General features: G+C 41.3%; 10 protein-coding genes. 7 read left to right on the top strand and 3 right to left on the bottom strand.

Going from position 1 to position 12,849, the window contains the following annotated elements:
* Positions 1–9: 9 nt before the first annotated feature.
* Positions 10–651 (bottom strand): 4'-phosphopantetheinyl transferase family protein, encoded by a 642-nt coding sequence (locus EZ444_RS06915; protein WP_131608295.1) that lies wholly within the window; start codon positions 649–651, stop codon positions 10–12.
* A gap of 67 nt (positions 652–718) precedes the next feature.
* On the opposite strand from EZ444_RS06915, the gene dcd reads away from it, so the two are divergent.
* The 4 genes from dcd to EZ444_RS06895 all read left to right on the top strand — a co-directional run bounded on the left by dcd (position 719) and on the right by EZ444_RS06895 (position 5,679).
* On the top strand, positions 719–1,255 hold the full coding sequence (gene dcd, locus EZ444_RS06910) for a dCTP deaminase (RefSeq protein ID WP_131607997.1): 537 nt from the start codon (positions 719–721) through the stop codon (positions 1,253–1,255).
* A gap of 80 nt (positions 1,256–1,335) precedes the next feature.
* A complete protein-coding gene (locus EZ444_RS06905; protein ID WP_131607996.1) occupies positions 1,336–4,035 on the top strand; it encodes a carboxypeptidase-like regulatory domain-containing protein in 2,700 nt (899 codons plus the stop codon).
* 9 nt (positions 4,036–4,044) lie between these two features.
* Positions 4,045–4,806 (top strand): enoyl-CoA hydratase/isomerase family protein, encoded by a 762-nt coding sequence (locus tag EZ444_RS06900; protein ID WP_131607995.1) that lies wholly within the window; start codon positions 4,045–4,047, stop codon positions 4,804–4,806.
* A 3-nt stretch (positions 4,807–4,809) separates the two neighbouring features.
* On the top strand, positions 4,810–5,679 hold the full coding sequence (locus EZ444_RS06895; RefSeq protein WP_131607994.1) for an SDR family oxidoreductase: 870 nt from the start codon (positions 4,810–4,812) through the stop codon (positions 5,677–5,679).
* 143 nt (positions 5,680–5,822) lie between these two features.
* Here the strand turns inward: EZ444_RS06895 and EZ444_RS06890 are convergent, their stop codons facing one another.
* Positions 5,823–6,869 (bottom strand): 3-oxoacyl-ACP synthase III family protein, encoded by a 1,047-nt coding sequence (locus tag EZ444_RS06890; protein ID WP_131607993.1) that lies wholly within the window; start codon positions 6,867–6,869, stop codon positions 5,823–5,825.
* 80 nt (positions 6,870–6,949) lie between these two features.
* Between EZ444_RS06890 and EZ444_RS06885 the strand changes: the two genes are divergently transcribed.
* On the top strand, positions 6,950–7,231 hold the full coding sequence (locus EZ444_RS06885; RefSeq protein WP_131607992.1) for an ATP-dependent Clp protease adaptor ClpS: 282 nt from the start codon (positions 6,950–6,952) through the stop codon (positions 7,229–7,231).
* Here EZ444_RS06885 and EZ444_RS06880 read toward each other — a convergent pair.
* Positions 7,218–7,817, bottom strand: a complete 600-nt coding sequence (locus EZ444_RS06880; protein ID WP_131607991.1) for a thioredoxin family protein — start codon at positions 7,815–7,817, stop codon at positions 7,218–7,220. The two genes, EZ444_RS06885 and EZ444_RS06880, sit on opposite strands and share 14 nt — an antisense overlap.
* A gap of 92 nt (positions 7,818–7,909) precedes the next feature.
* On the opposite strand from EZ444_RS06880, the gene EZ444_RS06875 reads away from it, so the two are divergent.
* Together EZ444_RS06875 and EZ444_RS06870 are read left to right on the top strand one after the other, a co-directional pair.
* Entirely contained in the window at positions 7,910–10,405 is a 2,496-nt protein-coding gene (locus tag EZ444_RS06875; protein ID WP_131607990.1) for an outer membrane beta-barrel family protein, read from the top strand.
* A gap of 26 nt (positions 10,406–10,431) precedes the next feature.
* On the top strand, positions 10,432–12,849 hold the full coding sequence (locus tag EZ444_RS06870) for an outer membrane beta-barrel protein (RefSeq protein ID WP_225874657.1): 2,418 nt from the start codon (positions 10,432–10,434) through the stop codon (positions 12,847–12,849).

Here is a 12,849-nt window from a genome sequence, read left to right as displayed (position 1 = left end):
TTGCAAAAATTAAGCTACCACGTAGCCCAGCATATAACCATCTGTAGTCTTAAAATAATGAACGGTAAGTTCTTGGGTGCCATCAAGGAGATCAACCAATGCATTCAACTGTCCTTCATTTTTCAATTTAAACGGCTTAATGTGGATGTCTTGCTTAAACTCCAATCCTTTTCTACCATTCCATTTATAAATAGCCTCCTTGGCACACCAACAAACATATAGTCCATCTATATTATCACCAACATATTTCTGCGCCAGCTCAACATCCGAAAGAAATTTATGTTTAATGCTTTTTATTTTATGCTTGATGAGCTCGATATCTACGCCAACTTTCTTCGTTTTACCGATAATTACCGAAGCATAGTCATAAGAATGGCTTAATGAAATGTGATAATCAAAGTCTGGAAGATAAGGCTTACCATGATCGTCCATTTGGCAATCAATATATTCATCGGTATTCAGCATCGTCCTCAGCAACACGCGGGTACTTAACCAGTGCAGTAGGCGCTTGCCATTATTTAAGGAAGAAATGAAATCGAGTTCATGCTGCTTCAATTGTAAACCCGAGATCAGCTGTTCTTCGGTTTCCTCGATTTTCCAGACCGCCAGTATGGTATCCTCGTCAATATTTTTGTTAAAAACTACAGGCATCTCTATTTTAGACAACATTGCAAAAGTATCTTAAATTAATCATAATTTCGTCCAAATACTATATAAAATGATCCTGTCTGACAAACGAATTCTCGAAGAAATAGAGAAGGGCACAATTATCATTGAGCCTTTTAAACCCGAAAGCCTTGGAACAAACTCCTACGATGTACATTTAGGTAAATACCTTGCTACCTATACAGACCGGATACTCGATGCAAAAACGCACAATAAAATTGAACATTTTGAAATTCCTAAGGATGGTTATGTGCTGCACCCAGGCACTTTATACCTTGGCGTAACCTTAGAGTATACAGAAACTCATGCACATATCCCCTTTTTGGAAGGCAAATCGAGTACCGGAAGATTAGGTATTGACATCCATGCTACTGCCGGAAAAGGTGATGTTGGTTTTTGCAATACCTGGACACTTGAGATCTCCTGCGCCCAGCCTGTCCGCATATACGCAGGCATGCCAATAGGTCAGCTGATTTATTTTGTGGTAGAAGGGGATATCGAGACCATGTACAATGCAAAAGAAAATGCTAAATACAATAACAAAACAACCAAACCGGTTGAAAGTATGATGTGGAAGAATAAGTTTTAACCTCAGCAACCGTAATTTTAATGCTACAATAATTAGCCTCAATATTTGTATATTGAGGCTTTGTTATTTATGATCACAATATGAAATTTAAATTCGTTATTCCTGCTTTATTAGTACTTGGAATCTGTTTTTCATTCGTCTACAAATTAGCCGACGATCCATTTTCTGATTTGATTAAGCGCTTGCAAGAATATAATAAAAAGTACGCACAGGAAAAAGTGCACTTACACCTCGACAAACCTTACTACGCCATCGGCGATGACATCTGGCTAAAAGCGTACGTTGTAAATACCCTAACCTCCGAACCAAGCAACATCAGTAAAGCTTTATTTGTTGAGCTGATCGATGAAAAAGACAAAGTAAAAACCCAGTTAAAACTACCTATGAATGGCGGAATAACCTGGGGAGACTTTAAACTTCCAGATACCTTAAGCGAAGGCAATTATCGCATAAGGGCTTACACACAATGGATGAGGAACGCAGGGCCTGAATACTATTTTGACAAGACCATAAAAATAGGAAACTCCTGGGCCAACAAGGTTTTTACCAACACCAACTATAGCTTTACTAAAGAAAATACAACCGAAAAAGTAAATGCGAAGATTAGGTTTACAGACAAAAATGGCCAACCTTATATCAACAACGAGGTGGCCTACGAAATACAGCTCAATGCCCGGAACATAACAAAAGGCAAGGCCACCACCAATAACGATGGCGAAATCAGTATCAACTTCGCTAACACCCAACCCGCATTATATAAATCAGGTAAAATCGTTGCCACCATCAACCTGCCTAATAACCAAAAAATAGTAAAAAACATCCCAATAACTGCGACATCCAATAATATTGATGTACAGTTTTTCCCGGAGGGCGGTAACCTGGTTCAGTCGCTACCAAATAAGGTGGCCATAAAGGCGGTAAATGCGGCCGGAAAAGGCGAGGATGTGACTGGCGTTATTGTAGATAGCGAGGGGACTGAAGTCAATCGATTTGAGACCCAACACCTGGGGATGGGTTGCTTTGTCATTAACCCACAACCGGGTAAAACATACATTGCAAAGGTGAAATATAAGGATGGCTCGGAGCAAAGCCTTGCTTTACCAAAGGTCCAAACGAGCGGCTATGTTTTATCTTTAAACAATAGTACCCCGGATAAGATTATCGTTAAAATAATGATGAGCGAAGATCTGATAGGCACTAACGAATTAAAAATCGTAGCACAGAACAGCGGAAACGTATACTTTGTAACACGAGCTCCTTCACAAAAACAAATTATCACTGCTACTATCCCTAAAAAGGAACTTCCTTCGGGAATTGTACAGTTTACTTTATTCAATGGAGCCAATACCCCCGTTGGCGAGCGACTTGCTTTTGTCAACAATACCGAAGATCGCATCAATACAACTATAGAAAATTTAAAGCCAAGTTATACGAAAAGAGAAAAGGTAGACCTAAACCTGCTTACCAGCTTTAATGGTAAACCTGTGCGTGGCAGCTTTTCTGTGGCTGTAACCAATACTGCAGCGGTAAAACCTGATCCAGAAAATGAAACCAACATTTTCACAACGATGTTACTTACATCAGACCTTAGTGGTTATGTTGAAGATCCGAACTATTATTTCCTTAATCAGGATAATAAAACCCTGCTAGATCTTGACAACTTAATGCTTACACAGGGTTGGCGCAGGATATTATGGAAAAACATCATTAGTAATATTCCACCTCCCGACACTTTTAAACCAGAAAAATCTATTGGCATTAGTGGAACCATTACCAGCTATGGCGGCAAACCACTTCCAAATAGCAAGGTTTCTCTATTCTCCTCTTCGGGCGGATTTTTTGCCATTGACACTTTAACTGATGCCCAGGGTCGCTTTAATTTCGACAACCTCATTTTCACCGACAGCACCAAATTCATTGTACAAGGCAGAACTGCAAAAAATAAAAAGAGTGTAGATATTAAACTAGACGTTGTACCTGGGCAAATTGTAACTAAAAACAAAAGCACTGGAGATTTGGAGGTAAACGTAAATGAAGCTTTATCAGGCTACCTTAAACGCAGCAACAACTACTTTGATGAACTAACCAAGCGTGGTTTGCTGGAACGAACGATTGTACTAAGCGAAGTAAATATTGTAGAGAAAAAGAATCCAGCTCAGAATTCATCCAACCTAAATGGTGGTGGTCGCGCCGACTATGTGGTGACTGCAGATATGCTGCAGAACTGTGTTACCCTTGTGCAATGTTTACAGGGTCGTGTGGCCGGTCTAATATTTGAAGGTAGCGTACCCTATCTGATGAGAAACATGTCCTCGGGAAAACGACCAATGCAAATCGTTTTAGATGGAATGAATGTAGATTCCGAATTTCTGGATAACATCCAGCCTTCTGATGTAGAAACCGTTGAGGTGTTAAAATCTATCGGAAACACGGCCATCTATGGCTCACAAGGCGGTGGCGGAGTCCTGATCATCACAACCAAAAGAGGCGGCGGCTCCACAGGTAGCATTTTCGCACCGGGTATCATCACCTACTCGCCTAAAGGATATCACATCGCCAGAGAGTTTTACTCCCCTAAATACGACCCTGCAACACCAGACAACAGGCTTGATCTGCGCAGTACGGTATACTGGCACCCGCACATTGTAACCGATACTGCAGGCAAAGGCCCATTTAACTTTTTCAATACGGATGAAGCCGGCACTTATAGGGTAGTTGTGGAAGGTATAGATATGATGGGCCACCTGGCTAGAGCGGTATATACTTATGAAGTAAAATAAACACCTACTATGAATACGATTAAAGTTACCATTAAAGACCATTTAAGCCTGATTACCTTAGACAGGGGCAAATCAAACGCCCTAAACAGGGAAATGATTACAGAGCTAAATGATATACTGAATAATATTTCGACAGACCCAAACATAGGAGGAGTGATTATCGCGGGAAAAGAACCGTTCTTTTCGGCCGGGCTGGACCTTATTGAATTGTACAATTATAATGAAGCCGAAGCGGAATCCTTTTGGCACCTATTTCTGAATTTTGTAGCCAATATTACGGCATTTAAAAAGCCTTTGGTAGCGGCAATAAATGGCCATAGTCCTGCTGGAGGCTGCGTAATTGCATTAGCTTGCGATTACAGGGTAATGGCCGAGGGTAAATACATCATTGGTCTAAATGAAGTCCCAGTTGGCATTATTGTACCCAACAGCATATTTAACTTGTATGCTTTCTGGATAGGATCAGCAAATGCATCGCGCAGCCTGCTAGAAGGGAAACTATTTAGTCCTGAGGAAGCATTGCAAATTGGCTTGGTAGACGAGCTGGTAAACCCAGCAAGTATAATTACCGCTGCAGAGCGAAAAGTTAGGAAGTACATGGGTATGGAACGCAACACCTGGGAACAAAGCAAGCTCAGCATCAGAAAAGACCTGATTGCCAGCACCAGTGCCGATCAAAGTGAAGCCCTTGCCGTTATGTTGAAACAATGGTGGGCACCCAGTACCAGAAGTATATTAAAAACAATTATTGATAACCTGCAAAAAAAGTAAGCCATGTTTAACGAACCTATGTTAAGAGATGATGCCCTAAAAGGTAAAACAATTGTGATTACAGGTGGTGGTACAGGCCTTGGTAAGGCTATGGGCACTTATTTTCTTAAACTAGGCGCCAACCTGGTTATTACCAGCCGCAAACTCGATGTATTGCAAAAAACAGCACAGGAGATGGAGCAGGAAACAGGCGGAAAGGTTCTTGCCTTAGCCTGCGACGTAAGGGAATATGAACAGGTAGAGCATGTACTTGCGGAAAGCATTAAAGCTTTTGGCAAGGTTGACAGCTTACTAAACAATGCTGCGGGGAACTTTATCTCTCCTACTGAACGTTTATCGGCCAATGCCTTTTCCAGCATCATCGACATCGTATTAAAAGGTTCTGTAAACTGTACGCTGGCTTTTGGTAAACACTGGATCAAGGAAAAACAATCAGCTAGTATTTTAAATATAGTAACCACTTATGCTTTTACCGGATCAGCTTATGTGGTGCCTTCGGCTTGTGCAAAAGGTGGTGTACTGGCCATGACCCGCTCTTTAGCGGTTGAATGGGGAAAATATGGTATCCGGACCAATGCCATTGCACCAGGTCCATTTCCTACGAAAGGAGCTTGGGAGCGATTGTTGCCAGGCGATCTTGCTGAAAAATTCGACTTTAAAAACCGAGTACCATTGAAACGCGTAGGCGATCATCAGGAACTAGCCAATCTGGCAGCGTTCCTTGTTAGCGATTTCTCAGGCTATATCAACGGCGAAGTGATCACCATTGACGGTGGTGAATGGTTGCAAGGAGCGGGTCAGTTTAATGGCTTGGAGGCTATTCCTAACGAAATGTGGGATGCTTTTGAGCAAATGACACGATCAGCTAAATAATTCAGCATTCAATTTATGCTATTCTTTATGCGTTTCGTCATCCTGAATTTATTTCAGGACCTCGAAAGAGAAAGGCGGCTTTGCAGGCGCGAGATTCTGAAATAAATTCAGGATGACGACCGGATTAATGATGCAGCCTTACTTTACCACTTAATTAAAGCACTGGCCCAGGTAAATCCAGAGCCAAAGGCGGCCAGGCATATCAGGTCGCCATCTTTAATTTTACCCGATTCCCAGGCCTCACAAAGCGCTATGGGCACCGAGGCGGCAGTGGTATTGCCATATTTCTGTATGTTGTTAAACACCTTATCGTCTGGTAGCCCCAACAATTGTTGCACGTACTGGCTGATTCGTAAATTGGCCTGATGTGGCACTAGCAAATCAATATCCCCAGCAGTTAAATCATTAGCCTTTAGCGCCTCATTAATCACTTCAGGAAACTTTACGACTGCCTTTTTAAATACCGCAGGACCATCCATAAAAGGCAATGCCGCGCCACCTTCCAGCTGCTCGGTCGTCATAAATAACCCGCCTAGCTCCTGATCAGGGTATCCGGGTTTATCTTTTAACCATTTATTTGCGCTTGCTCCAGGATAAAACATCGCCAGTAATTCTGCATCTGCCCCATCGCTATGCAAGTGTGTGCTCAAAATCCCCTGACCTTCCTTTTGCGTTGGCTGTAATACTACAGCACCCGCACCATCACCAAATATTACAGACACGTTGCGGCTACGAGTTTCAAAGTCCATTGCAAACGAATGTTTCTCACTCCCCACCACCAATATATTCTTATACATACCCGTTTTAATGAACTGATCGGCAACAGATAAAGCGTACACAAATCCAGAGCATTGATTGCGAATATCTAGTGCTCCAACCTCCTTCATTTTCATTTCGCGTTGGAGCAAAACACCACATCCTGGGAAATAATAGTCAGGACTAAGCGTCGCAAAAATGATAAAATCAACATCTTGCGCAGTAATACCAGCCCGTTCGATAGCAATTTTGGCAGCTTCAACCCCCATAGTTGTGGTTGTTTCTTCCAGTCGATCGGCAAAGCGACGTTCTTTAATTCCGGTCCGTTCTTGTATCCATTCATCACTGGTTTCCATGAAACGCGATAAATCAGTATTGGTATAAACATTTTTAGGAACATAATATCCTATTCCGGCAATCTTTGAACGCTGCATATCCCTTGGCTTTAAGAATAATTTTAAGCAAAATTTACTTTAACTACAACATTATTTTGAAATTAGCTTAAATTTGCAGCATGTCAACAGAAACAAAAGAGGAAACATTTACACTAGAAGAAATACTTACTTCGCTCAAAACTGTTCATCGTTTAATACTTTGGAATGATGATGTGAATACTTTTGATCATGTCATTTATTGCATGATGAAATATCTGGACTACTCTGAAACCCAAGCGGAGAAAATTGCATGGGAAGTACACAATAAAGGAAAATGTGCCGTATTGGAAGGCTCCTTTACTGAAATGGAAGTGTACCGTAAAATTTTACAACAAGAAGGTCTAACCGTTACGGTAGATTAGTAAACAATACTGCCAGCTCTTCCTGGGTTGTTCTAGTCTTATCTTTAGCATACCAACCATGAAGTTTTTCGGCCAGTGCCATCATATCACTTTCCTGGCTTTTCCATCCGTCCAAAAGATCCTTTAATATTTGAGGTCTCGGGCCCCATTTAGCCACAACATCTCCACTATTATTCAACACCAACAATACAGGAATTGCTCTACCCCCATTGGTAAGGTGTGCATCAATTAAAGGGAGATTGGTATCCCTAAGCACAAACCTCAAGTCGAACTTAGTCGGAAAAGTAGTTACAATCTTATCAAAGATTGGTACAATTTGAGCGGCATCACCACACCATCCTTCTGAAATCACCAAAAAACGATAATGACCTTTTACCTTGTTTAAAGCACTGTACAAATCTGGATCAAGTTGAACAGTCTTATCTACTCTACTCATTCTCTGCACATTCATCTTAGTATAATGCAACATCGCCTCAGAATGATCTGTTCCGGTAGTTTTTTTAGCTACCAAAAGCTCATCAATTAAATTCCTGTAAGCTAAATAGCTTAACCCCTCAGTGTTAAAAATATCGTTATAATTGACCATATACCTGTAATAAAATAGTTACGCCACGTTTTTTAAACCTCGGAGTCATTTTTTTGTCCATATTTAGACACACACAAAAACTAAACCCCTTAATGATTACTTACTTCTACAAAGTTCTACTTTTAACACTTGCCATTTGTACGCTCTCTGTAAAAATTAATGCACAAACAACCGGTGACGGGAAAATTACTGCAAAGGTTGTTGATGCACAAAGTAATGAAACCATCCCATTTGCTACCGCAATAATCCTCGACCGCAAAACCAAAGCTGTAGTAAAAGGTATTCAAGCCGATGTTAATGGAAATTTACTGATCAACGGCCTACCTAAAGGCGTATTTACCTTTAAAGTAAGCTATGTTGGCTATCAAACCATGGTTAGAGATTCTGTTTCTGTCTCGGATGCCCAAAACACGGTTAACCTAGGTACGGTAAAAATGAAGCCGGCCAAAGGAACTGCCTTAAAAGAAGTTGCCATTACTGCTCAGAAAAGCACAATGCAACTAGGTATTGATAAAAAAGTATTCTCAGTAGATCAAAGTTTGGTTAGCGAAGGTGGATCGGCCTCCGATCTTTTACAGAACGTACCCTCCATACAGACAGATGTAGACGGAAATGTAAGCTTAAGAGGCTCTACAGGTGTGAAAGTTCTGATAGACGGTAAACCCTCATTAATTGCGGGTGGCGACATTGCGCAGATCCTGCAATCTATACCGGCAAGCTCAATTGAAAGCGTGGAAGTGATCACTAACCCTTCGGCAAAGTACGATGCGGAAGGACAATCGGGGATCATCAACATTGTATTAAAAAGAAATAAAAAACTGGGCTTAAACGGCAATATAGGCTTAACAGCAGGCAACAGGGACAATTACAATGGAAACACTAGCCTAAGCTTCCAAAACAATAAAATTAATCTCTATGGAAATTATGGCTACCGCTATGGTAACCGACCAGGGGGTGGATTTAACAACATTACTTATAAAAAACCAGACCCCCTGACTGATCTAGCCTTCGCTAATCAGACCACGGAGTCTACGGGACTAGACAAAAGTCACAATGCTAAAGCGGGTATTGATTATTACCTTACCGCAAAAGACATTTTAAGCTTATCAGGAGGCTTCAACAGGAGAAATCAGAAAGAAGGTGATCTGACCATGATTTACAAGTATGGGTCTCAAAGAAATCCGCTTGAATTCAGTACCAGAGACAACAGTAACTCTGGTTCCGGAAATAGCTACGACCTGAACTTCGATTATAGCCATAAATTTAAAACACAGGGAGAAGAATTAACCTTCAACTTTGGTTATTCTACCGGAGACAATGACAGATTTCAGGATTTCAATACTTCTGTTTACAATCGTGGAGGAATACCCGTTTCTGAACAGGTGGAATTATTGAGAAATATAAACATTGGTGACAATAGCAATTATAATATCCAGGCAGACTATACCCTTCCACTGGGCAAATTAGGTAAAATTGAAACCGGATACCGCAGTCAGATTCGCTACTCTGATAACAATACACAGGCTTTGAAGTTTAATAGCAGTACAGGTGTATATGACCCAGACCATGCGCTGTCTAATTTATTTGACAGTAAGGATCAGGTTCATGCCTTATATTTAAACTATCAGAACCAGTATAAAAATTTCGGCTACCAGATCGGATTCAGAGGAGAAGATGCGCTATTGAACACCAACTCGGGCGGATATGACAACGCCGGGAATGTTACCTATACGCCTGGTAAAATTGACTATCTGCGTTTGTATCCGAGCATCTACTTAACTCAGAAGTTTGAAGGAGAACAGCAATTGCAGGGAAGTTACTCCAGAAGGGTGAACAGACCCAGACCTTGGGATACCAACCCATTTACAGACTACTCGAACCCATTGAACTGGCGCCGCGGTAATCCGAATTTGCTTCCTGAAGACGTGCATTCCTTTGAACTAAGTTATAGCAAGTTCTGGCCTAAAGTAACCTTAATTTCAACTGCATACATGCGTCGTACGAATGACCTGATTCAAAGGGTAAGATCCACTCCGAATTCAGAAGGAATTATTATCACGACTCCTCAGAATTTAACAAGACAACTATCGAGTGGATTTGAATTTATAAGTAAAGTCGATGTTCTGAAAGCCTGGAATTTCACTACAAATGTGAATGTATACCACAGTGATATCGCTGCTGTTCCAGCTTACGACATCAAAGGTAACTCAGGGTTTAACTGGAATGCCAATGTAACAAATAATTTTGTCCTCCCATACAGCATTACACTTCAGGTTAAGGGTGAATACGAATCGGATGAAATAATGGCTCAGGGAAAAAGAAATGCCAACTGGGTAGCCGACGCGGGAGCAAAATATGATTTCCCTAATAAAAAAGCGTCGCTGAGTTTTAATGTACGAGATGTCTTTAATACCCGTAAATGGAATATGGAATTTGAAGACAGCAATACCAAAACAGAATTTCAAAGAAGAAGATATGGCCCTGTAGGAAACCTGACTTTCTCTTATCGTTTCGGAAAGACAACCTTTATGAAAAAGAGCAAAAAATCTGATCAGGGGGAAAAACGTTCTGACGAAGAATCTTTCTAGGCATACACCACAAGCATAACCAAATATTGAAAAAACTATTAACCCTCGTTTTTTGCCTGTTACTGTTGTTTGTCGGCACTACTGATTTGTATGCCGCAGCCGACAAAGGCATAATTACCGGTAAGGTGGTTGAAGAGGTTGGGGCACTCCCCATCCCCTCGGCTGTAGTTGCAGTTTATGAAGCTGATGCTGAACGTCCATTTGCAACCACATCTACAGATGAAAATGGCGTCTTTAAGTTTAATGCCTTAAAGTATACAACCTATAGGGTGAAAATCAGCTATGTCGGTTTTACCGCGTTAACAGTTAATGAGGTAATCCTTACCGAAAAAAATGCGGAACGCAATCTAGGCACGCTAAAATTAAGCAGTGAACAGAACAATTTAAGCGAGGTAACCATTACGGCAGAAAAACCTGTTATTGAGTTTGCCGCCGATATGATTACTTACAATGTAGATAAATCTATTTTAGCTGAGGGAAGTACCGCTACCGATATTCTTAAAAATGTACCTATGGTACAAGTCGATATTGATGGGAAGGCAACGATTGCTGGAAAGCGATCAACCCGGATTTTTATTGATGGGAAACCTTCGGACTATATCACTTCCAATATCTCCGACCTTTTAAACGTATTGCCTTCTGACGCGATAGAAAAGATAGAGGTCATGACAAATCCCCCGGCCAGATATTCTGGCGATGGGGAGGGTATCATCAACATTGTGATGAAAAAAGGGTTTGCAATTGGTTTTAATGGCAATGCAGGTATAACTGCTGGTTTGCAAGGGAATACCAATACAAACGCCAATGCCTCTTACCGCAGCAAAAATTACTCACTGACGGGTAGTGCAGCTTATAGAAGCAATATTGGTAGAAGTACATCCCATTCCTACCGAGAAAACTTTGACCTGGTTAAAGACACAACTTTCTATTACGACAATTATGGCAACAGCAGAAGCAATAGCAATGGTGGAAACTTTAGAGGGGGCCTGGATTGGGACATTACAGCTCAGCAAAATCTACGCGTAAGCACCAACTTTAACACCAATAACAGCTCCAGTAGGTCGGGTACGGATTTCAATTTCTTAAGTGAGGAACTGGCCCTAAAACGTGTCCGTAACCAATTGAGTACTGCCGATGGGGGCAGTCATAGTTTGGTTTTTAATGCAGATTATAGTTTAAAAGGAAAAGAAAACGGCGACAAGCTAACCATTGGGCTAACCTATAACAACAACGCTAATGATAACTTAAGATTACTGGATCAGCATTACAGCTTACCGGTTACCCTTAAACCTTCCCTACGCGAGAATACCGACGAGGTAGGCAATAACGGGCTTACGCTTAACCTGGATTACGACAGGCCCATTTTTAAGAAGCGTGATCAGTTTGAAGCTGGACTAATGTACACTCAACGGAAAAACGACAACGACATGTTGGTGCGGGATTTTAACTTTGCTACTCAGGAGTATGTCATTGCCGAAAAGCTAAGTAACCAGTTCCTTTACAATGAAAGGATCATTGCTGGATATACGTCCTATAACTATAAAGGCAAAAGCTTTGGTGTTAAAGCGGGTATTAGGGCCGAGCTGACAGATGTAGACTTCGACCTATCGACCGGCGATAGTTACAACATCAAGCCTTACTTAAGTTTGTTCCCAAATATCTCCATCAATCATTTCTTCAAAAAAAGATATAACATTGGGGCTACTTATAGTGTGCGGGTAAACAGGCCAAGGGAAAATACACTAAATCCACAGATCAATAACAACGATACACTTAACGTTTCGTTTGGTAACCCTGGATTGGTTCCAGCTTATACCCAGCAAATGGACATTAGCTTTGGTGCATTTGGCGAAAAGTGGTCTTTCACCCCCCGACTATCTTACTCTACCAGCAGCGGCGTAATAGAACGTTACCGCACAGTAAATGTAGTAAACGGCGTGGCTACTTCCGAAACCACTTATTTCAACGTAGGCTCTAATGATATTTTTGGATTGATATTGATCGGAAACTACAGACCAAGTAAAAAATTAACCGCTAACGCTAATTTTACGCTTACACAGAGCAAATACTCCTCTTCCCTGAATAGTGCGCTGAATAGAGATGGTTTGAGCATCAGGAGCGCCCTGGGGCTATCTATGCAACTCCCATTTAAAACGGCTTGTGAGGCCAATATTAATTATGCCAACAATGCGAATGCACAGGGCCGAACTAAGGCTTCTGTATCGAGCAGCATGGCCGCCAGAAAAACTTTCCTAAAGAACAGACTTAGCGCAAGGATAACTGTTAGCGATCCTTTTGGCAAACGCAACAATACCCTGTTTAGTGAAGGGGTTAATTTCAAGTTGCAAAGTTATTCGACCAGCAATACGAGTAATGTAACCATGAGCCTGAATTACCGCTTTACGAAAATTAAAAAAGTTCCAACTCCACCTAAAGCCAAATAG

This window comes from Pedobacter hiemivivus (genome assembly GCF_004331685.1).
In the GTDB taxonomy this organism is placed as follows: Bacteria; Bacteroidota; Bacteroidia; order Sphingobacteriales; family Sphingobacteriaceae; genus Pedobacter; species Pedobacter hiemivivus.
The sequence above is the reverse complement of the archived record's forward strand: the minus strand, read 5'-3'. Positions and strand labels throughout refer to the sequence as shown.